The organism is Bacillus sp. EA-CB0995 (genome assembly GCF_055814245.1).
The window spans coordinates 496,879-520,395 of sequence record NZ_CP169269.1 but is presented as its reverse complement, the minus strand read 5'-3'; the positions used below and the strand labels follow the sequence as shown (position 1 = coordinate 520,395).

Here is a 23,517-nt window from a genome sequence, read left to right as displayed (position 1 = left end):
TTAATTATAAGCTTCGGACAAGTCGAAATACGCTTGTTTAAACTAAAGAATTAAGAAGGGCAGGCTAGCTATGGGTATTGAAATTTGGATTACACTTTTTGTTTTTGTCATCACCATGGTCGTTATATTTTGGCGGCCAGGAGGAATAAACGAAGCATGGCCAGCTGCAATTGGAGCGGGGATTATCATTATTACCGGTCTTGTATCACGCAGCGACATTGCCGATATTATTAGTAAAATCGGCGGCGCCTCTATCACCATCATCGCGACAATCGTTATGGCTGTTATATTAGAAAGTTTTGGTTTCTTCCACTGGGCAGCAGCCCGGCTCGCGAACTTAGCAAAAGGTTCCGGGCACCGTCTATATTGGTACATTCAATTACTCTGTTTTCTCATGACGCTATTATTTAATAACGATGGCAGTATTTTAATTACCACACCAATTTTAATTCTGCTTTTGAAAAACCTTCAATTAAAACCACAACAACAAATTCCATATTTATTAAGCGGCGCATTAATTGCAACTGCTTCTAGTGCTCCAATTGGCGTTAGTAATATTGTAAATTTAATCGCATTAAACATCGTTCATATGACACTCTATATGCATACAGCAATGATGTTCGTACCTGCAACGTTAGGGCTTATCTTTATGTCATGGCTCATGTACCTAGTTGTGAAAAAGAAATTACCGGAAAAACTACCAACATCCGCTTATGACATTGAAGAAGTCTTTTTCACAAAACACTTTCACCCATTAAAGGGGAAAGATTCTGTTGATACAAAAAGCAAACGCACAAAATTTATGTTAAAAGTGTTACTGTTTGTCTTCCTTATGCGTTGTCTTCTTTTCGTTGCCTCATTCTTTGCGATTCCGATTGAAATTGTTGCCGTAATTGGCTCTCTCGTTCTACTCATCTGGAGATGGTATTATTTACGAACAAATCCAGTCGATATATTAAAAAAGACACCGTGGCACATTCTCATATTTGCTTTTTCCATGTACGTCATTATTTACGGGCTTCATAACGCTGGATTAACAGCTTGGCTTGTACAAGTATGTGAGCCAATCGTAAATCAAAGCTTATTACATGCAAGCTTTATGATGGGTGGACTCGTTTCAATTCTATCAAACTTCTTTAACAACCATCCGGCCTTAATGATTGGAACCATTACTTTAACAGAAATGGGATTAGATCCTGTTACCCTCAAAACAATCTACCTCGCAAACATCATTGGTAGCGATATGGGATCATTATTACTACCAATTGGTACACTTGCTTCCCTTATTTGGATGTATATCTTGAAACAAAATAAAATCAAGGTAAAATGGAAAGATTACTTGAGTGTCTCCTTAATTGTCATTCCACTCACAACAATCGTAACACTCTTCCTCCTATACTACTGGGTGCAGCTCGTTTTTGCCCATTAATGCGGGATAAAACACCTTATAGGGACCCTCCAAAATATATACGGAAGGTTCCTATTTCTATTAATACTAACGCTCCGTAAATCGGTGACAATAAAAAAACAAATGTAACAACAAAAAGAATCTGTAATATAAATGCAGTAGCAGGAACAATCTTCTACTTCATTTTGTATCCCTCCAATTTCTCTCACTTTCTATATAAAATATTCTTAATGGAATAACAAAATCCCCCTGCTCTCGCTCAGCAGGGGGACTATCATCTATATTAGGTTAGGGTACACATGATCATAGATTAAGAGGTGTTCAGAAAGATGCTTTCTAATTATTGATATAATTGACTGCCTGTTTCTTTAAACTCTTCTGCTTTTTCTTTCATACCTTTTGAGATTGCTTCTGTTGTTTCTAAATCATTATCCTTTGCATACTCACGAATATCATGCGAAATTCTCATACTGCAAAACTTCGGACCACACATTGAGCAGAAATGCGCTGTCTTTGCTCCTTCTGCTGGTAATGTTTCATCGTGATATTCCATTGCACGCTCAGGGTCTAATGATAAATTAAATTGATCACGCCAGCGGAATTCAAAACGCGCTTTAGAAAGAGCGTCATCACGCTGATGTGCTGTTTTATGACCTTTTGCAAGATCAGCAGCATGCGCGGCAATTTTGTACGTAATAACTCCTTCACGAACATCATCTTTGTTTGGTAAGCCAAGATGTTCTTTTGGTGTTACATAGCAAAGCATTGCTGTACCGAACCAACCAATCATCGCTGCTCCAATCGCAGAAGTAATATGGTCATAACCCGGTGCAATGTCTGTCGTTAACGGTCCGAGCGTATAGAACGGTGCACCATGACAAATGTCGAGTTCTTTATCCATATTCTCTTTAATCAAATGCATCGGTACATGTCCTGGGCCTTCAATCATCACTTGTACATCATGCTTCCAAGCAATTTGCGTAAGTTCTCCTAATGTTTCCAGCTCAGAAAATTGAGCTTCGTCGTTTGCATCCGCAATTGAACCAGGGCGTAATCCATCTCCAAGAGAGAAGGAAACATCGTACTTCTTCATAATTTCACAAATCTCTTCAAAATGTGTATATAAGAAGTTTTCTTGATGGTGATATAAACACCACTGGGCCATAATCGAACCGCCGCGTGATACAATTCCTGTTACACGCTTTGCTGTAAGCGGAATGTAACGAAGCAGTACACCAGCATGAATTGTAAAGTAATCTACTCCTTGCTCTGCTTGTTCAATTAGCGTATCACGGTATACTTCCCACGTTAAATCTTCCGCGATCCCATTTACTTTTTCAAGCGCTTGGTAAATTGGCACTGTTCCAACCGGTACAGGCGCATTACGAATAATCCATTCACGCGTCGTATGAATGTTTTTCCCAGTGGAAAGATCCATAATTGTATCTGCACCCCAACGTGTTGCCCATGTCATCTTCTCTACTTCTTCTGCAATCGACGATGATACAGCTGAGTTCCCGATATTCGCATTTACTTTCACATGGAAGTTACGTCCGATAATCATTGGTTCTGCTTCCGGATGATTAATATTTGCCGGTAAAATAGCACGACCTTCAGCAATTTCCTTACGTACAAATTCTGGTTCCACGCCTTCACGAATCGCCACATATTCCATCTCTGCTGTGATAATACCTTTACGCGCATAATGCATTTGCGTAACATTTTCCCCAGCTTTTGCGCGAAGCGGCTTACGTCCCATTTGCGGGAATACAGGCGTATGTTTAGCTGCTACTTTTACACCATCATCTTCCGGTTTCACTTCACGACCTTCATACTCTTCTACATCTCCGCGTTCCACACTCCATGAACGGCGCGGCGTTGGAATTCCCTTTTCTAATTCCACTTTGTAATCCGGATCAGTATAAGGACCACTCGTATCATACACACGAATAGATGGATTTGTTACACCGTTTGTATCGCTTTGTGCAATCTCGCGCATCGGTACTTTCATATCTTCACGCGTACCTTCTACATATACCTTCTTGCTTCCCGGTAAACTTGACTTCAACTCAATTTGCTCAGCTGAAACAGATTGTTTCATAAGTTTGTTTCCTCCCCTGTGTCTTAGCGAAGTAACCCCCGCTTTTCTTTAGATTCAGTTTCGCCGCCTAGACCCTTGCGTCTAAACAGTTGGCTCCACTTTTCTTATGACCAGGATGAGAACTAGCGGCTAGCATATGCTCAAATAAAAAAGCCAGGTCCATAATAAAGAATAGGACCTGGCAACATAAGGCATTGTTATGTAAAGCCGTTAACTTCCCTCCGCTGGTACGAACCAGATCAGGTCCAAAGGGTTAAGAAGCTTCAACACGCTTCCCTCTCAGCCCAGCTCTCTTGGGCACCCCTAGTTTATCACTGATTAAATTTCCACTACGCTCTTATCATACATCATTGTCAAAAAAATGCAAAGGTATTTATATCATTTCTTTTCCTTATTCAAAAAATGGGTATTTCACTCAGTACAAGCCGAATCCGCACTTCATACATATAGAATATAAGCCAGTGCAGGACGTATGTCTTATGCAAACTTTTCACGATAAGAACAGGGGTGAAAGAGTTGATAAACCTACAATCTACAATAACCATACTCGCTTTTCTCGGAACCACGCTCATCATCTTTTGGCGTCCCAAAGGGATGAATGAAGCAATTCCAGCAACAGTTGGTGCAGTGATTGTCATTTTAAGCGGTACAGTTTCTCTTACCGACTTGGGTGATATTAGCTCAAAAATTATTGGCGCCGCCATAACAATTATGGCTACCATTGTTATGGCAATCGTATTAGAGAGTTTCGGCTTTTTTATTGGTGCGCCGTTCAACTTGCTAAAAAAGCAAAAAGCTCTGGTATTCGCCTCTTTTGGTATACAAATCTTCTTTGTTTTCTCATGACATTATTCTTCAATAACGATGGTAGCATCTTAATTACAACTCCCATTTTACTGCTTTTGTTACACCATTTGCGACTCACACATGATCAAAAAATACCTTACTTACTAAGTGGTGCACTCATCGCCACTGCCTCAAGCGCGCCGATTGGTGTAAGCAATATTGTGAATTTAATCGCCTTGAGAATTATTGATATGGACTTATACATGCACACAGCCATGATGTTTGTTCCCGCTACGTTAGGTCTCCTTTTTATGTCGTTTCTGTTATTCCTTGTTTTTCAGAAAAAAATCCCTAAAAAACTCCCGGTCTTATCGACATACTTAGATGAAAATTTCGTTAAAAAATCCTTTCACCCACTGCAACCACGTCCCGCAATTGATGAAAATCGTAAGCGAACAAGGTTTATGCTTGGAATTCTATTATTTGTTTTATGCGTTCGTATCAGCTTATTTATCGCATCTTTCTTTCAGTTTTCTATCGCCATTGTGGCAGTCATTGGCTCCGTTATTTTACTCGGGTGGAGATGGTACAAACTGCGCCTTCCACCTCATGATATGATTAAAAAAACACCTTGGTATGTCTTAATTTTCGCATTTTCTATGTACGTGATTGTGTATGGACTTAATAACATCGGCTTAACCAACCTGCTCATCACTACATTTCAACCAATCATCACTGGTAGTTTATTTCACGCCACTTTTGTCATGGGGGGCCTAGTCTCTATCCTCTCTAACATTTTTAATAACCATCCTGCCTTAATGATTGGCACAATTGAACTTACCGAAATGGGACTAGATCCTATTACATTGAAAACCATTTATCTTGCAAACATCATCGGTAGTGACATGGGCTCATTATTACTCCCGATTGGTACATTAGCAAGCTTAATGTGGATGTATATTGTGAAAAAAGGAAAAGTAACTATCAGTTGGGATACCTATATAAAAACTACACTTCTTGTCATTCCACCAACCGTCATTTTTACACTACTATGTTTATATTACTGGGTTAAATTAATCTTCGCGTCTTAAAACATCTCCTTCCTTCCACTATGCTAGAAGGAGGAGATTATGTAATTACAAGAAAGGTGATTATTATGCTTCATTTACAAAAATATATTAATCAGCCCATACAAGTGACACTATCCAGGGAAATTATTCCATTTGAAGGAATTATGATTGATAAAGGCTCGGATATTATTGTATTGTATGATGGAGAAAAATACATGTATATCTCTAGTTTACACATTCAACATTTAACCCCAAGCATCGATTCTTCATTATTTGATAACCTAACAATTCCAGAATCTTTACTACCGCCAGACATAATATCAAGTGAATCCACTATTTCACTGCGAAAAACATTGCAAGTGGCAAAAGGACAATTTATTGAACTTGCGCTATCACATGAACACTTCTTACATGGATATGTTACCCATATTATGAATGACTATTTTATCTTCCTCTCACCTGTCTATCAAATGTTATACATCCCATTTCATCACGTAAAATATATCGTTCCGTATAAGGAAGCAGAAACGCCTTACGGACTAGAAAATACAAAACTCTTATCTCCAGCTTCAAAGATTACACTTGCACGTACATTTTCTGAGCAAATGAAAAAACTAAAACAACATATCGTTTTACTTGATTTAGGCATACAGAGTTATAAAATTGGCAAATTAGCTGAAGTAACCGACAACCAAATTGAACTCATTACAGCACGTAATCAGCGTTTTCATTTTAATTTACATCACGTTAAAACCGTACATCTTCCATCCTAAAATTAAAAATAACAAAAAGAGGTATCTCATCATAAGAGACACCCCTTTTTCTATTAAGGAATCATCCAAGTTAAATAATAAGCTTGAATATATGTGATAATGCCAATGATTGTTACGAAGAATAAACTATGTTTCACTGTGAAACGGAATAAGTCAGATTCTTTTCCAGCAAGTCCAACTGCCGCACATGCGATTGCAATGGACTGCGGTGAAATCATTTTAGCAGTTACACCACCCGTTGTATTCGCCGCAACAAGCAATACTTCGCTTACGCCTACTTGGTGCGCTGTAATTGCTTGTAGGTTTGAGAACAATGCGTTTGCAGATGTATCTGATCCTGTTAAGAATACCCCGAGCCATCCAAGGAATGGCGAGAAGAATGGGAAGAATTTCCCCGTTCCTGCTAACGCTAATGCCAATGTCGATGAAAGTCCTGAGTAATTTGCGATAAACGCAAAACCAAGTACTAACCCAATTGACAAAATTGGCATTTTCAATTCTTGCAATGTTTCTTTAAATGTGAACACTGCTTGTTTTGGACTCATTTTCAAAACAAACATTGTGATAATACATGCAATCAAAATTGCTGTTCCTGTTGCCGATAAAATATCAATCTTTAATATAGCTTCATATGGTGTTGGTTTATTAACAATTGGCTCTGCCTTCATCACTAAATTATGCAGACCCGGAATTTGAATTTTAAACACTAAGCTTTCAAGTGCACCGCCTGGAGCAAATAAAGCTTTAAAGAACTTTTGGCTCCAGATGACAACCATTATCGTTAAGATAATAAACGGTGACCACGCTTTCAAAACTTTTCCTGCTGTTAAATTCATTGTAGAACCAGCATCTACCGTTGCCACTGCTTCTGCTTGTCCTTTTCCAGAACGGTAAATTTCTTTTGGCTGCCATACTTTTAAGAATAGCGCTAAACTCACTAAGCTCACTAGTGCCGATGTAATATCCGGGAGTTCAGGCCCAAGATATGTTGCTGTAATAAACTGCGTAATCCCGAACGAACCGCCTGCTACAAGTAATGCAGGCCACGTTTGTTTTACACCTTTTAATCCATCCATTAAGAATACAATAAAGAATGGAACAAATAATGATAGAAGCGGTAATTGATGCCCAGCCATTTCTCCTATTTTATGAGGATCAATACCTGTTACTTGACCAGCTACTAAAATTGGAATACCCATCGCTCCGAATGCTACCGGTGCTGTATTTGCAATTAAGCAAAGCCCCGCTGCGTATAACGGGTTTAAACCAAGTCCTGCAAGAAGCGCTGCTGTAATTGCTACTGGTGCTCCAAATCCAGCTGCTCCTTCCAAAAATGCACCGAATGAGAAGCCAATTAAAATGACAAGTAGACGATGATCATTTGTAATAGAAAGAACAGATGCACGAATGACATCGAACTGTCCCGTTTTTACTGAGATTTTGTATAAAAATACTGACATGATGATAATCCACGCAATTGGCCATAATCCATAAGCAAACCCATAACCCGTTGCTGCTATCGCCATCGTAAATGGCATTTTATAAACAAAAAGTGCAATTATAACTGTTAATAAAACTGTAATGAACCCTGCAACATAGCCTTTCATACGAAAAACCGTTAACGCTAAGAAGAAAAATATAATTGGAATCATTGCAACTGCTGCCGAAAGCCAAATGTTACCTAGCGGATCATAAACTTGTGTCCATGTGCTCATAGTTTCTCTTCCCTTCTAATGTCTCTTTTTCATGTACTTATAACCCTATAAGTAGACAACCAGGTCATCAGACCTTTAGGTCCAAAAAATAAAACGTTTACAGAAAACGTTTTCATAAATATTTGATAATTCTACTTTATCATATTTTCCTCTATTTACAATGCTATTTTCGAATTTTTTTCACATTTTCTTTGTTCATCATTTCACAAAATGTGATATGATTACAGGTTTCTAAAATAAAGTGAAACTTTCCTCAACGAACGGTTTTCTCGTTGAGGATTAGTTAAGCCAATCGGGCTCATACGGGCAGTTATCTTCCATCTATCTTCTTTGCTTTCTAAGAATCTTGAGATGGAGATTTTACTGCCCGTCAATGCGAGATAAAGTGAAACTTCCTTCTGGGAGCGTTTTTTTCCCAAAAGGTTAGTTGAACCAATCGGGTCCTTACAGACGGTTTGTCTCTCTTCCTTGCCTAACTTCTTACCGGCTGTTTGGGCGGGATAAAGTGAAACCTTCATCAGTGGCGATTTTCTTTATCCCCCTCCTATGTTCTTCGTTTCTCTCTAATCTTGAGATAGAGTCTTACTACCCGCAAATAGCAGGATAAAGTGAAACTTTAATCAGTGGGGGTTTTCTTCATCCCCCACTGATTATTAGTTGAACCAATCGGGCTTTTACGGGCAGTTTATCTCCCACCTAACTTCTTTGCTTTCACTGAATTTTGAGGTAGGGATATTACTGCCCGTTAATGCGGGATAAAACTTTTTTCCTTTGTTGTATCAATTTATTTTTAGGAATGTAGAATTTCTCCAAATTCTATATTCCTAAAACGTTCAAATAATTTTAATGTTTAGATTATTGAAATCACTTTCGATTAATGTTATATTTTTCATGTTATTAAAAATTAATGCAATCGGTTGCTCTAATCAATGGAGGAAAAATTCATTAAGATGCATAATGTATTTTAGATGCAATAGTTCAAATTATTTCAAAACATTATATGTGTGTTTATGTTGTTCTATATTTCAATTGCCGTCAATTTATGCAAACGATTGCAAAAGAAAGGGAGATAAAAGTATGAAGAGGAAAAAATGGACTGCGTTAGCACTATCTTTACCACTAGTTATGAGTTTATCAACAGACATACAGGCAGAAACATTACATAATAATAAGGGTCAAAAGGCACAAACAGGAAATAAAGACGGAGTTTTTTATGAACTGTATGTTAATTCTTTTTATGATACTGATAGCAATGGACACGGTGATTTAAAAGGCGTCACAAAGAAACTTGATTATTTAAATGATGGAAATCCAAGAACAAATAATGATCTTCAAATAAACGGTATCTGGATGATGCCTATTAACACCTCTCCGAGTTATCACAAATATGATGTAACCGATTATTATAATATCGATCCTCAGTATGGAAATTTACAAGATTTCCGTGAACTAACAACAGAAGCGCATAAACGCAACGTAAAGGTAGTAATGGATCTTGTTATCAATCATACAAGCAGTGAGCATCCTTGGTTTGTCGATGCATTAAAAAATAAAAACAGTAAATATCGGGATTACTATATTTGGGCTGATAAAAATACAGACTTAAATGAAAAAGGCCCATGGGGTCAACAAGTATGGCACAAAGCGTCGAACGGAGAGTATTTCTACGCAACGTTCTGGGAAGGGATGCCGGACTTAAACTATGACAATCCTAAAGTAAGAGAAGAAATGATTAAAATCGGGAAATTTTGGCTTAAACAAGGAGCTGATGGTTTTCGTCTAGATGCAGCCATGCACATCTTTAAAGGACAAACACCTGAAGGAGCAAAGAAAAATATTGAATGGTGGAATGAATTCCGCGACGCGATGAGAGAAACGAATCCAAATACGTATCTAGTTGGTGAAATATGGGATCAGCCAGAGGTAGTTGCTCCGTATTATCAATCGTTAGATTCTACATTTAACTTCGACTTAGCATATAAAATCGTTAATTCCGTTAAAAATGGTACTGATCAAGGGATAGCCACGGCAGCTGTTGCAACGGATGAGTTATATAAAACATATAATCCAAATAAAATTGATGGAACATTTTTAACGAATCATGACCAAAATCGGGTAATGAGTGAGTTAAATGGTGATGTGAACAAAGCAAAATCAGCAGCCTCTATTCTGTTGACACTCCCTGGTAATCCGTTCATTTATTATGGCGAAGAAATCGGCATGACAGGCCAAAAACCAGATGAGTTGATTCGTGAGCCATTCCGTTGGTATGAAGATGATAAAGAAGGTCAAACAAGCTGGGAGACTCCAGTATATAACATTGGTCATAATGGTGTTTCAGTTGAAGCACAAGATAAACAAAAAGCTTCTCTTCTAGACCATTATCGTAAAATGATTCGTGTTCGTCAGCAACACGATGAACTTGTCAAAGGTAATTTAGAATCTATTTCTGTCAATAACTCACAGGTTGTTGCCTATAATCGTACGTATAAAAATAAATCAATTCAAGTGTATCATAATATTTCAGGCAAGCCGGTTACATTAACTGTTTCAGACAAAGGAAAACTGATTTTTTCTAGTGAATTAGGAGCAAAAAAAGAAAAATCAACATTAGTAATTCCAGCGAATACGACAGTGCTAGTAAAGTAACAGAGTAAGAATATGAAGTACTATTTATGTTTTTTGGCATATACACCAACACCAAAGTTTAGGCTGATTCTTTCTAAAAGAAAGTAAATCCCTATACGAGAAATACGCTATCCTTTTCGTAGAATTATTAAAAGGATGGCGTTTTTTAATGGTTCAAAATTATTATAATCAAACAGCTTTTCATTTTAATTTTTCATCCTCTATCCGGCTTCTGCGCTTCTCTCTAAACCTTGAGCACAAATAGCGGGATAAACGTATTCTGAAGAAGTTTTTTTGTTTACACAACCCAGATGATTAGAAATGTTTCTAATGCATGAATAGTAAAATGACTTTTTCTTATACTAAGGTCGAAAACTGATTTTAGGAGGACAAAAAATGACTGAGCAAAATCGAACTCAATCTGCCATTGATGCAGGGCGTAATAACACAAAACGCGGGATTGAAGCAGCAAGCGATGCAGTACAAAATGCAGTTGATGCTGTTGAAAATGCTGGAAAAGCAACAGTTGACCGTATTTCTGAAGCAGCTAAAGATGTCACAGCTCGTTAATACGAAATAATTTGTTTGGGTGTTTATTGGAATCATGAATTAAAGAAAAATAAGAAGCAAGACCGTCAAAAGACGGTCTTGTTCTCATTCCATTACAATTCGCCCGATCTAAGCTTAATTGATAGAACTGGAATGACATTACATGTATGAAAATTCCCTTCACTTCTCTCTCGAATCTTGGAGCGGAAATTCACCTCCTAAGCTTTTGTAAATTATCCTACATTTTCCGTTGAAAATAGTTATCATAATTGTTAAATTTAATTTCGATAATGATAATCGTTATCAATATTTAAGGGTACTTCTTTTCCCCTTACAAGATTGGAGATGTTTAATGTTATGAATGTATTATCAAGGCGTCTGGAAAAGCAATTATTTCAATTATTAGTTACTTTAATGCGCGTTCTCTTTGGGATTGGATGGCTTTTGGCAGGAATAACAAAAATTACAGAAAAACATTGGTTTAGTGAACCGGGGATTTTTCTTAAACATTATTTAATAATGGCACTAGAAAAACCAAATGTTCCAGAATTTTATCAAGATTTCATTCAATACATAGCACTAAAACATATTATGTTCTTTAACTATACGATTCCTATCGTCCAGATTATAGTTGGTATATGTATGATAGTAGGATTAATGATTATTCCTTCTGTTTGTATTTGTCTTTTTATGCATATTAATTTTATTCTCTCAGGTAATATGAATTTAACAAGTCTTACACTGTATACAAGTGCATTTGGAATATTATTCTTTTTAGAACGCAGTTACGTTTTAAGTTTAGACCGCTACCTTGGAATTGAAAAATACTTTAAATCAAACAGGCAAAAATTCAAACAAACCATACATTATAATTCATCAAAGGTTTCTTAAGAAGCGCTTTTGATTGTGGTTTTCAGTGCAAAAACTATAAAGTGAAGCTTCCTTCTGGGAGCGTTCTTTTCCCAGAAGGTTAGCTGAACCAATCGGGCCCTTACAGACGGTTTGGCTCTCTTCCTCGCCTAACTTCTTACCGGCTGTTTGGGCGGGATACAGTGAAACTTCCTTCTGGGAACGTTTTTTTCCCAGAAGGTTAGTTGAACCGATCGGGCTTTTACGGGCAGTTATCCCCTCCTATCTTCTTCGCTTCTCTCAATCTTGAGGTGGAGGGCTTACTGCCCGTTAATGCGGGATACAGGAAGATCTCACTATCTTTTATATAAGAAAAAAGTACTCGCAGCGTGCGAGTACTTTTTTCATCTTCTTTTTCTTCGTTTGCGGCGCATCATTTTTTACGCCTTGTATTCACACCGTCCGCGATAATATGTAATGCACTAGCAGCAATAACGCCCAGTACAAACATAATAATTGCCACTTTATGCGCCTTTGCCATCTCTATCAGTTTTCCCTCTAGCACTGTTTTATTTAAAACATATAAAAACGGTGAGAAAACGAGCAGCATATAAAGAAGACGAATCAAATCACCAATAATAATCGTGTGCGTAAGCGGTGACCGATGCGGCATTACAACTTGATATGGATACCAAAAGATGCGAAATAACCCCCATTTTCGGTAAGCAGAACTATGAATATCCAGATCCGGTGTTAAAAAGTACGTCCCAATAATAAATCCAATCGTAAACGTAAGAAGAAAATCAAAATTCGTTAATCCGTAAGAACCGAGCATAAATAATACAATGGGAAGAGAAACTAAGTTTATCTTCGTGTGTGTTTTTCCTGATGGCATATCCAATTCCTTCCGTTCAATCCTAACTCGTTCGACTGCCCATTAATGGAAAAACACCAATAGACGTCTCACTACATTAATCTAATTTTTGATCAATAAGTGACGTATCCACATCAGAACCAAACCATTCTCCCAGCTTTGTACGAGCTTGTTCTTTCACTTCTTCATCTACATACATAGCAGTTTGTATGAGCGCAGCTGTTAATGCGCCTAAGTCATCTGTATAACCGAGCCCAGCTATAAAATCCGGAATAGCATCAATCGGTGCAATAAAATACGCAAGAGCACCAATAATCGTAAGCTTCACTCGTTTTGGAACACCTGGTTTCTGCAATACATAAAACAGTAACAAACTAGCATAAATGACGGAATGTCCCGCCTTAATCGCTACATGTTTTACTTTATTCCAAAACGCTTCGACTGAAAATTTCTCCTTCATCATGAAATCTCCCCTCGTTATTCTTTTCCCCCGCTATTCACGGGCAGTAAGACTCCCTGCTAATGGAAGTTTCACTTTATGTCTATTATGCCGAATTTATTTACAACATAAGCAAACTTCACATACATACAATATAATGTAGGTTCTGGCTTGGCAACGTTACTTATCATGCATTCTTATTATAACAAACAAGCGAAAAAGAACAAGTGTTTGGTGTTGATTTTTAAATTTTTCTCAATATAAAAAGTCCTTGTTTCTACGGACTCTTTCCCATATTTGTTATATTTTCTAGTTGACGAGCATATAAACCAATGTTAAAGTTTTCACTGTCAGCTATAATGGAAAAAAAGACAAAAAATGTAAGATGCGAGTGTGTTCCTAATAGCCAAATTTTGTTGTATAATACAAAATGGCTTTGTTCTTATGGAACAATACAAAATGACAGGAAAACAAAAGGGTATGCATAGTTCAAGTCATATATAGATGTATAAAGAAAAAACTCTATCCATGGCAAAGAAAACTATGTATTTTTTATTTTAGCAGGTTTCTCTCAAAAATCGACCAAGCCTGATAGAGAAAGGGTGAAATGGATGAAGGAATCTTTGAAATTACAATTTCAAAACGTGCGATTTACATTCTTTATTGCCATCACAGTGTGGCTAAAAACGTACATTATTACACGTACTAGCTTTGACTTAAAACTAGAATCTTTCATGCAAGAATTCATTTTATTTATTAGCCCATTAGCCTCATCATTATTTCTAGTGGGTCTTGCATTATTTGCAAAAGGGAAAAAACGAAACTATATTGCACTTGGCATTGACTTTCTCCTTACCATCATTCTTGTTGGTAACGTAATGTTCTACGGTTTCTATAACGACTTTGTAACATTACCTGTACTTGGACAAACGTCAAACTTCGGTAGTCTTGGCTCTAGTGTGAAGTCACTCCTTAACTACAAAATTGTTGTCGCTTTTGCCGATATTATCTTCTTCGCAGTCCTTTTAAAGAAAAAGAAAGACTATGCAAAAACAGAGCGTGTTTCACGTCCGATGCGATCACTATATTTCGTATCAACAATTGCCATTTTCTTTGCAAACTTAGGACTTGCAGAAGCAGAGCGTCCGGAATTATTAACACGCTCATTTGACCGCGTAATGCTTGTTAAAAACTTGGGTTTATACGTACACCAAGTGTACGACCTTGGCTTACAAGCAAAATCAAGTTCACAAAAAGCATTTGCAGATGGCAGTAAGCTGCAAGAAGCAGAGACCTATGTGAAAACAATGCAAGAAAAGCCAGATCCAAATATGTTCGGCGCAGCAAAAGGGAAAAACGTAATTGTTGTATCTCTTGAGTCCATGCAGCAATTCTTAATTGGTGCAAAAGTAAACGGACAAGAAGTAACACCATTCTTAAACCAGTTTGCGAAAGAAAGCTATTACTTTGACAACTTCTATCACCAAACAGGTCAAGGTAAAACATCTGATGCAGAGTTTCTTGTAGATAACTCTTTATATCCATTAGATCGCGGCGCTGTATTCTTTACGCATGGTAATAATGAATTTGTTGCAACACCAGAAATCTTGCATGAGCAAGGCTATTACACAGCTGTATTCCATGCAAACAACGCAACGTTCTGGAACCGTAACATGGTGTACCCAGCACTTGGTTACGATCGTTACTTTAATGAATTAGATTACAAGGTTACTCCTGAAACAAAGCTAGGTTGGGGTTTAAAAGATATCGAGTACTTTGATCAATCAGTGGATATGTTAAAAAATATTGAGCAACCGTTCTATACACGTTTCCTTACGTTAACAAACCACTATCCATTTGACTATGATGAAGCAACGAAATTAATTGAGCCATATAACTCTGGTGACGATGTATTTGACAATTACGTAGTAACAGCTCGTTATTTAGATGAAGCGTTAAAACACTTTATTGAAGATTTAAAAGCACAGGGCCTTTACGATAACTCTGTTATTGTATTCTATGGTGACCACTACGGTATTTCTGACAACCATAACCGTGCAATGGCACAATTCTTAGGAAAAGAAGAAATTACAGAATTTGATCGTATGAACTTACAACGTACACCGTTCTTCATTCACGTTCCTGGTCAAACAGAAGGAAAAACAATTTCAGCACCTGCTGGAGAAATTGATGTAAAACCAACAATCCTTCATTTACTAGGTGTTGACACAACGAACGACATTAACTTTGGTCATGATTTATTCGCACCAGAGCGCAAACCATTTGTCGTACAACGTGATGGAAGCTTCGTTACAGATCAATACATTTACACAAATAATACATTCTATAACCGTACGACAGGTCAAGTTGCAGAAGTGCCAAAAGCCGAAGCACAAGCAATGATCGACCGCGCACAAAATGAATTGCGCATGTCAGATCAAATCATTGAAGGTGACTTACTGCGTTTCTATGAAGGTAACAAAGTAAAAACAGGTACAATCAAAACAACCATTAAAGAAAACAACAAAGAAAACAACAAAGAAAACAACAAAGAAAACAATAAAGAAAACAATAAAGAAAACAATAAAGAAAACAATAAAGAAAACAATAAAGAAAACAATAAAGAAAACAATAAAGAAAACAATAAAGAAAACAATAAAGAAAACAATAAAGAAAAAGACGCTGCGTAATCAGCGTCTTTTTTCTAGTTGTAACATCTATCGATGATTCTGCAATATCCAACATGAATACACACCATGCAGAAACAAATTTCAAGAAAAGCGCTGAGCAATCATTACACAACCTTAACCAAAATTTTACATAAAATTTATGAACCATCTTTATAATAAAACATGTAAGCTTTGTCCCTATGATACAAGCTACCCTCCTTATACAACGTTCTGTAATAGAACGTTGTTTTTTTGTTGCAAAGCAGGATTCTTTCTTCCAGTCTTCGAATTTGTATGTGCAGACAATATTTGGAGAAGGAAGGAGAAAAACATGAAATATGAACGCTTTGTATTATGGAATGGAAAAATGATTGATACAACAAACGAACAACCTCATGTTGACTTAGAAGAGCGCGGTCTACAGTTTGGTGATGGCGTATATGAAGTCATTCGTGTTTATAAAGGGACCTTGCATTTGTTAGATCCACATATAACAAGATTATATCGCTCTATGGAAGAAATGGAGCTCACCCTTTCTCTCTCAAAAGCTGAGCTTATCGCATCCCTATACGAACTGCTGGAAAAAAATCAATTTCAAGAAGACGGCATCATTTATCTCCAAATTTCACGAGGTGTCAAGCCGCGTGTTCATGCCTTTTCCTTTGATGCAACTCCAACTATTTATGCATACATACGCAAAAAAGAACGCCCTGCTTTATGGATTGAATATGGAATTCGCGCCATAACAGAGCCTGATATTCGCTGGCTGCGCTGCGATATTAAGTCACTAAATTTACTACCCAATGTATTAGCTAGTACAAAAGCAGAGCGAAAAGGCTGCAAAGAGGCTCTTCTCATTCGTAACGGCATTGTCACTGAAGGAAGCCACTCTAACTTCTTTCTTGTGAAGAATGGAACGCTATATACACACCCTGCCAATCATCTCATTTTAAACGGTATTGTTCGGCAATATATTATATCGCTTGCCCATACATTACATATTCCCCTGGAAGAAGAATTGTTTAGTGTTCATGATGTATACAAAGCAGATGAATGTTTCTTTACAGGAACAACCTTTGAAGTGATGCCACTGACACACCTCGATGGGACTGCTATTCAAAACGGACAAGTCGGGCCTATCACAAAATTGTTACAAAAAACATTTATGCAAAGTTTTTCTACTTCCAACGCCCTTTGGCCTTAAAAGCGGACAATTACACCCCCAAAAATGAAAATATATGGATGCAAAACCAAAAAAAGGTGCATTTTTGCACCTTTCTTTTTTTGTTATCCCTTTTTAGGATATTCGGATTTCTTCATAAGTATTGACATCAATCGACAACCATCTTAGAATTTTTATAGTTGGTAAATTTTTCATTACCTTAAAATACAGGCAGAAAGGAATCGACAAACTATGAAAAAATATCTTGCCGGTCTTGCTGCGGTATCTGTTGCAGGTGCTGTAGCGCCGACAATGGATACGGTTCAGGCAGCTGAAACCGTACAACAACCTGCAGCAAAAACAGCTCAAACGGCTCAAGCAACATCACAAAATACAACAAAGTACACAGTAAACGCGGACGTATTACGCGTTCGTACGGGTCCTGGCACTTCTAATGCCATCATGTCTCGCGTATACGAAGGACAAACACTAAACGTAATTGGACAAGAAAATGGCTGGTATAAAATTAATCACCATGGAAAAGTCGGCTATGTTAGCGGTGAGTTTGTAAATGCGGGCAATACGAATACCGCTTCTAAACCAAACGATAACACAACTGTTCGACCAGCAAGTGGAAACTATACAGTAAATGTATCCTCCCTTCGTGTTCGTACAGGCCCTAGCACATCACATACACAGTTAGGTTCTCTACATAAAGGACAAGTTGTACAAGTCGTTGGCGAAGTACAAGATTGGTTCAAAATTAACTACAGCGGACAAACAGCTTACATTAGCAAAGATTATGTAACAAAAGGCGGCTCTAATACAGATGCTGCACAGGATGACCAACAGCAAAATAATAACAACAATGTTACCGTTCAACCTGGCGGTACTTACGTTGTAAACGCAACATCTTTACGCGTTCGTACAGGCCCAGCTACATACAACAGTATCATTGGCGGCGTATTAAACGGACAAAAATTAAACGTTATTGGCGCTGAAAATGGCTGGTTCAAAGTGAAGCATAATGGACAAATTGGTTATGTTAGCAGCGAATTTGTGAAATTTGTAAAAGACGGCACTTCTACACCTACTCCGCCATCAACAAGCGACCAAACTCCATCGCAAGGAAGTGGAGAATATTACGTTAATGCAAGCGCACTAAATGTACGCAGCGGTGCTGGCTCAAACTACGGTGTAATCGGAGCCTTACCACAAGGACAAAAAGTACAAGTACTTGCAGACGAATACGGCTGGAGCAAAATTAACTATAATGGCCGCACTGGATATGTAGGCACTCGCTACTTATCTAAAACACCTGTAAGCGGCGGACAAGAAATTAAACCAGCTGAAAAACCGGATAATGGAAACAATAACAATAACAACAATACAAGCAATAACAACAATACAAGCAATAACTCTGGTGATATGTCATCACTACTTTCATACGCAAGATCAATGGAAGGTGTTCCATACGTATGGGGCGGCACTTCTGCAAATGGCGTTGACTGCAGTGGTTTCATTTATCACGTATATAAGAAGTTTGGTTATTCAATCAGTCGTACAAGTGTAGCTGGATATTGGGGCAGCTTCCAACATACATCTAACCCACAGCCAGGCGACTTAATCTACTTCCAAAACACATATAAATCTGGTCCATCTCATATGGGTATTTACCTTGGCGGCGGTACATTTATTCAAGCCGGTGACAATGGTGTTAAAGTAGCTTCATTAAACAACTCATATTGGAACAGTCATTTCTTAGGATATTCTAAGCCTTATTAATTGATAGTTTTAGAGCCTTCTAGATTACTAGAAGGCTCTTTTCGTTTTATTATATATAAATACAATTTGAAAAAATGATATAAAGTGAAACTTCCTTCTGGGAGCGTTTTTTCCCAGAAGGTTAGTTAAACCAATCGGGCTTTTATGGACAGTTATCCCTCTTATTGTTTTCCTATTCTGACTTTTCCGTAGACGTTTGACCTCTGATGTCTGGTGTGATAAGTTACATAAGATAATATTTTCAGAGAAACGTAGCAATTCTACTATTCGCAATGTTTCGTCAATTTAGAGAGGAGATTTTACAAGCATGAATGTTTTATGGGGAATTGGCGGCGTGCTTGGAATTTTGGCAATTGCAGTTTTATTGTCTTCCAACCGCAAAGCTATTAATTGGCGTACAATTTTAATTGCGCTAGCTATTCAGATCACTTTCTCCTTCATCGTATTAAGATGGGACGCTGGAAAAGCTGTTTTAAAACATGCTGCTGGTGGTGTACAAAGTCTTATTAATTTCTCATATGAAGGAATTAAATTCGTTGTGGGCGATCTAGCAAACACTAAAGGTCCTTGGGGCTTCGTCTTTATTATTCAAGCATTACTTCCAATTGTATTTATTAGTGCACTCGTAGCTATATTATATTATTTTGGTATCATGCAATGGTTTATTTCAATTATTGGCGGCGGGTTAAGCAAACTTCTTGGAACTTCAAAAACAGAAAGCTTAAATGCTGTTACAACTGTTTTCTTAGGACAATCGGAAGCACCGATTTTAATTAAACCTTACTTAGATCGCGTAACAAATAGTGAATTCTTCGCTATTATGGTTAGCGGTATGACGTCTGTTGCCGGCTCTGTTCTTGTTGGTTATGCGGCAATGGGAATTCCGCTTGAGCATTTACTTGCAGCTGCTATTATGGCTGCACCTTCAAGCTTACTGATTGCAAAATTAATCATGCCGGAAACGGAAAAAGTAAATAACGATGTAAAGCTTTCTACTGAGCGTACAGATGCAAACGTTATTGATGCAGCAGCACGCGGTGCATCTGAAGGGATGCAGCTTGTTATTAACGTTGCAGCCATGCTTATGGCATTTATCGCGTTAATCGCTGTATTAAACGGTCTACTAGGATGGATTGGTTCTTGGTTTGATATAAAACTAAGCCTTGATCTAATTTTTGGTTACATCCTGTCTCCACTCGCTGTACTAATCGGGGTTCCGCCGCATGAAGCAATTCAAGCAGCTGGTTACATCGGACAGAAACTTGCAGTGAATGAATTCGTTGCATACGGAAATTTAGCTCAGCATATGGGAGACCTTTCTGAAAAAACAAACATTATTTTAGCATTTGCAATTTGCGGCTTCGCAAACTTCTCATCTATTGCAATTCAATTAGGTGTGACAGGTACACTTGCTCCTTCACGCCGTCAACAAATTGCAAAATTGGGAATTAAAGCAGTAATTGCTGGTACATTAGCTAATCTCTTAAACGCTGCCGTAGCGGGCATGATGTTTTAATATACCCAAACCCCCTTTTAAGTTTTTAACTTAAGAGGGGTTTTTATATACAATTCCCTTTTATCCCTCGCTCATCGTATAACAAGCTTTTAATCATGATGAAAAGTCGCACTCTACACTTCAAACATACGGTGTGATTAAATCGCTTGATTCATCTTCCTTCTAATTACACATATTACAAATAACCTGTGATATTTACATTAGGGGGCGTTTACCATGAAAAGTACATCCTATGAAGTATTATTAGTATGGATTGTACAAATTCTTTTTATTTCAGTACAGTACAGATGACCGAATACAAATATGCTCTTATCTTTACAATTATGTATGTGGCTGTTCATTTGTTATTCCTATTTATCCCCAATAAACGAGCTTTTGTACTCTTTATTATCGGAACCATTCTTTCTGTTTTCTATTTATTTTATGAAGCATGGTTATACTTATGGAACACATCAGAACAACTCAGCTATATCATATTTCATTTTCTCGCAGCTTCTAACTTCTTCCTTATTTACATTTCAACTTATTTACTCAAACAAGTTGTTCACGAAAATAAACGTTTAACAGAACAGCTTACAAAATTAGAACAATATATAGCTGGTACAAAATTATTAACAAAACAAGAATTTGAAAATCGCGGCATATTACTTGAAGCTGCGATGAAGCGACGCGATGAAACAGGAATTATTATCTACTTTGACTTTTCATCTTTCAGTAAATATACGCGCGGCAGCGTGATGAATCGCGTTGCCTTTCTTCTATTAAAAACAGTACGCAATAATTTTGACCTAGTGGGAAAATATAATGATGAAAAACTCGTCATTCTCTTGCAAAACACAAATGCAGCAGGAACAGAGATTGTCATGAACCGATTACAAGAAAAGATGAAAACATTGCTAACCGACGATGCGATTAAACAAATTCAACTGAAACAAGAACAGATTGGAAAACAGGAGTCACCTTCACTATGATGGCGCTCATTCTTCTTATTTTATTTATGTTATTTTGTATACTTGTTTTTTGGATTAGCATCTTCTTTTCGATCAAATATGTTCTTATTTTTACAGCATTTTTATTTTCCGGCTTGCTTGCTTATTACTCTCTCTTAACAATTGCCGGGTTAATTCATCGCAATCGGAAACGAAAAGATCGCACGCTTTCTCATTATCCGAGCGTTGATATTTTAATTCCTGCCTATAACGAAGGTATCGTAATAAAAGACACGTTAGAAGCGATGGCAAACATTGAATATCCAGGTCAACTAACGGTTTACTTATTAAATGATAACTCACACGATGAAACAGGAGAAATTGTCGATAGTTTTGAACAAGCTTATACACATATTCGGCATATTCGTGTTCCGCCTGAAGAACCGAAAGGAAAATCACGCGTTCTAAACTATGGATTAAGCATTTCAGATGGTAAATACTTCTGCGTGTACGATGCAGATAACCAGCCAGAGCCTCATGCGCTTCGCATGCTTGTGGAATATGCAGAAACAGTAGAAGATGCCGTTGGAGCAGTCGGTCATGTACGAACGATGAACGAAACACACAACTGGCTTACCCGCATGATTTCACTTGAATTTCAAGTTTTTCAACTGCTTATGCAATCTGGGCGCTGGCTCTTATTCCAAACAGGTTCTTTAACGGGGACAAATATGCTTCTTCGCCGCTCTGTTTTAGAAGAGCTCGGCGGCTATGACCCTTATGCAATTGCAGAAGATGCCGAACTCACACTTCGAATTACTCATAAAGGTTATCTCTTACCGATTGTACCTGAGTCTATTACATGGGAACAAGAGCCAGAACATTTGAAAGTATTGATTAAACAGCGCACACGATGGTTACAAGGAAATTTATATATTTTAGAGAACATGCTCTCTTCCTTTGATTTCTTCAAAGGAAAACTTCTTGTCCACTCCTTACAGCAAGTATCGGTCTATGTTGTCTTTTGGCTGTTTCTCATCATTTCAAACGTTTGGTTCATCATCGGCTTACTCGGTATCTTTCATATTCAATACCCAATTCCACTTATGTTTATGTGGTATGTTGCATACGTGACATATACATCTCAACTATTCAGTGCACAAAGCGTCGAAAAAACATTCACACCGATAAACATATTTATAAGTGTCATTATGTATTTCACATATGCCCAGCTCTTCACATACTTGTTTATCCGAAGTCTCATCCTATATTTACGTGCAAAAAGCAAAAAACAAGTCATCGGCTGGGACAAAACAGTACGATTTAAAAAGGATAAATAAAGTGAAACTTCCATCAGTGGTCCCCCACTGATGGTTAGTAGAACCAATCGGACTCATGCCAGCAGTTGTCCCCCACCTATCTTCTTCACTTTTCTCTAAATCTTGAGGTGAGGGTCTTACTTAGCGTGCCCAGAATCGCAGGGGCATGCCTTGCGATACGATTCAAACGAGTTTCTACTATATATATGAAAAAAATAAGCGCAGAGCTGCCGTATGCTCTGCGCTTATTTTAACCGTAAACTTATATATTGAACTAATACCCCTTAGTTGAAAGTTACTCTTACGCCCATCCCCCAACGAACGTAACACTTTCTTATATATACGACAAAAGTGGATCCTACTTTTGTGCGACCAATTGCTTTTCTGGTTCTTTTGTAGGTTTTTCTATCTTTCGCTCTTCGTTTTCATGTACTGCTCGGTGCGTAGCACGCTTTAAACAAATATGCTTCCACTTTCGTTCGTAACGTTTCATTACTCTGGATGTCCTCCCCTTAGTTGCCGTAAAACTTAAATTGAAATCGCTTACAGGAAATAATATAGCACATTTAGGAAGATGTGACAACACATTTTCGACATTTTTTTGTCAATATTACACAAAATGAAAAACATCCTAACTAGACGGTTTCTTTTTCCCCTCTTGCTGGAATAAATAATACGTATTTCATTCATTGTGATATGTTACAGAGATGAAAAGGAACAAATTTGTTCTATGACAACCCCTTCTTTTTGTAACAATTGTATGATGATTTTTCGTAAAACTGGGCTATAATTTGTGAAAAATAACATAAACTACTTATATTTAAATAACTATTTTGGAAATAAATTAATAAAATACTCAACGGAAGTAATCCTTTCATAACACTATTGTAATACTACTGAAACACGATTAACCCCCTTAAAATATTTACTCCCCTCTCCTAAATC

14 protein-coding genes, 4 pseudogenes and 1 riboswitch are annotated in these 23,517 nt (G+C 37.5%); of the genes and pseudogenes, 12 read left to right on the top strand and 6 right to left on the bottom strand.

From position 1 onward, the window contains the following. Positions 1 to 70: 70 nt before the first annotated feature. On the top strand, positions 71 to 1,429 hold the full coding sequence (locus ACEWFJ_RS02730) for an arsenic transporter (RefSeq protein WP_473690279.1): 1,359 nt from the start codon (positions 71 to 73) through the stop codon (positions 1,427 to 1,429). Between the two features lie 319 nt (positions 1,430 to 1,748). Here the strand turns inward: ACEWFJ_RS02730 and thiC are convergent, their stop codons facing one another. Then, on the bottom strand, positions 1,749 to 3,509 hold the full coding sequence (gene thiC / locus ACEWFJ_RS02725; protein WP_473690277.1) for a phosphomethylpyrimidine synthase ThiC: 1,761 nt from the start codon (positions 3,507 to 3,509) through the stop codon (positions 1,749 to 1,751). A 199-nt stretch (positions 3,510 to 3,708) separates the two neighbouring features. Further along, a riboswitch (TPP riboswitch) is annotated at positions 3,709 to 3,824 on the bottom strand. Positions 3,825 to 4,028: 204 nt separating this feature from the next. On the opposite strand from thiC, the pseudogene ACEWFJ_RS02720 reads away from it, so the two are divergent. After that, a pseudogene (locus tag ACEWFJ_RS02720) lies at positions 4,029 to 5,386 on the top strand (arsenic transporter). A 65-nt stretch (positions 5,387 to 5,451) separates the two neighbouring features. Next, entirely contained in the window at positions 5,452 to 6,138 is a 687-nt protein-coding gene (locus tag ACEWFJ_RS02715) for a DUF2642 domain-containing protein (protein WP_473690275.1), read from the top strand. A gap of 53 nt (positions 6,139 to 6,191) precedes the next feature. Here the strand turns inward: ACEWFJ_RS02715 and ACEWFJ_RS02710 are convergent, their stop codons facing one another. Continuing rightward, positions 6,192 to 7,853: a lactate permease LctP family transporter gene (locus ACEWFJ_RS02710; RefSeq protein ID WP_473690273.1), complete on the bottom strand. Its 1,662-nt coding sequence runs from the start codon at positions 7,851 to 7,853 to the stop codon at positions 6,192 to 6,194. A 221-nt stretch (positions 7,854 to 8,074) separates the two neighbouring features. Next, the gene (locus tag ACEWFJ_RS02705; RefSeq protein ID WP_473690271.1) at positions 8,075 to 8,371 is read right to left on the bottom strand and encodes a hypothetical protein; all 297 of its coding nucleotides are present in this window, start codon (positions 8,369 to 8,371) and stop codon (positions 8,075 to 8,077) included. Positions 8,372 to 8,930: 559 nt separating this feature from the next. Here ACEWFJ_RS02705 and ACEWFJ_RS02700 point away from each other — a divergent pair. From ACEWFJ_RS02700 to ACEWFJ_RS02690, 3 genes are all read left to right on the top strand, one after another. Beyond that, complete coding sequence (locus ACEWFJ_RS02700; protein WP_473690269.1) at positions 8,931 to 10,502, top strand: alpha-amylase family glycosyl hydrolase; 1,572 nt, start codon at positions 8,931 to 8,933, stop codon at positions 10,500 to 10,502. Positions 10,503 to 10,877: 375 nt separating this feature from the next. Continuing rightward, positions 10,878 to 11,051 carry a hypothetical protein gene (locus ACEWFJ_RS02695; RefSeq protein WP_440602910.1) on the top strand — a complete coding sequence of 58 codons (174 nt, stop codon included), beginning with the start codon at positions 10,878 to 10,880 and terminating at the stop codon, positions 11,049 to 11,051. 336 nt (positions 11,052 to 11,387) lie between these two features. Next, positions 11,388 to 11,921: a hypothetical protein gene (locus tag ACEWFJ_RS02690; RefSeq protein WP_473690267.1), complete on the top strand. Its 534-nt coding sequence runs from the start codon at positions 11,388 to 11,390 to the stop codon at positions 11,919 to 11,921. 362 nt (positions 11,922 to 12,283) lie between these two features. On the opposite strand, the pseudogene ACEWFJ_RS02685 reads toward ACEWFJ_RS02690, so the two are convergent. Both ACEWFJ_RS02685 and ACEWFJ_RS02680 read right to left on the bottom strand, forming a co-directional pair. Further along, a pseudogene (locus ACEWFJ_RS02685) lies at positions 12,284 to 12,774 on the bottom strand (metal-binding protein). Between the two features lie 76 nt (positions 12,775 to 12,850). Then, the gene (locus tag ACEWFJ_RS02680) at positions 12,851 to 13,213 is read right to left on the bottom strand and encodes a YkvA family protein (RefSeq protein WP_473692318.1); all 363 of its coding nucleotides are present in this window, start codon (positions 13,211 to 13,213) and stop codon (positions 12,851 to 12,853) included. 590 nt (positions 13,214 to 13,803) lie between these two features. Between ACEWFJ_RS02680 and ACEWFJ_RS02675 the strand changes: the two are divergent. The 6 genes and pseudogenes from ACEWFJ_RS02675 to ACEWFJ_RS02650 all read left to right on the top strand — a co-directional run. After that, positions 13,804 to 15,720 (top strand): annotated as a pseudogene (locus ACEWFJ_RS02675) (LTA synthase family protein); the annotation flags it as partial. Positions 15,721 to 16,192: 472 nt separating this feature from the next. Then, positions 16,193 to 17,065 (top strand): D-amino-acid transaminase, encoded by an 873-nt coding sequence (locus ACEWFJ_RS02670; protein WP_098310967.1) that lies wholly within the window; start codon positions 16,193 to 16,195, stop codon positions 17,063 to 17,065. 210 nt (positions 17,066 to 17,275) lie between these two features. After that, positions 17,276 to 18,808 carry a C40 family peptidase gene (locus ACEWFJ_RS02665; RefSeq protein ID WP_473690265.1) on the top strand — a complete coding sequence of 511 codons (1,533 nt, stop codon included), beginning with the start codon at positions 17,276 to 17,278 and terminating at the stop codon, positions 18,806 to 18,808. Between the two features lie 307 nt (positions 18,809 to 19,115). Next, on the top strand, positions 19,116 to 20,324 hold the full coding sequence (locus tag ACEWFJ_RS02660) for a NupC/NupG family nucleoside CNT transporter (RefSeq protein ID WP_429720456.1): 1,209 nt from the start codon (positions 19,116 to 19,118) through the stop codon (positions 20,322 to 20,324). Positions 20,325 to 20,540: 216 nt separating this feature from the next. Next, a pseudogene (locus tag ACEWFJ_RS02655) lies at positions 20,541 to 21,295 on the top strand (GGDEF domain-containing protein). Continuing rightward, positions 21,292 to 22,593, top strand: coding sequence for a glycosyltransferase family 2 protein (locus ACEWFJ_RS02650; protein ID WP_473690263.1), 1,302 nt, complete (start codon positions 21,292 to 21,294; stop codon positions 22,591 to 22,593). The pseudogene ACEWFJ_RS02655 and the gene ACEWFJ_RS02650 overlap by 4 nt, the downstream one beginning before the upstream one ends. Positions 22,594 to 22,930: 337 nt before the next feature. On the opposite strand, the gene ACEWFJ_RS02645 is transcribed toward ACEWFJ_RS02650, so the two are convergent. Then, complete coding sequence (locus tag ACEWFJ_RS02645; RefSeq protein WP_301287741.1) at positions 22,931 to 23,065, bottom strand: hypothetical protein; 135 nt, start codon at positions 23,063 to 23,065, stop codon at positions 22,931 to 22,933. Positions 23,066 to 23,517 lie beyond the last annotated feature (452 nt).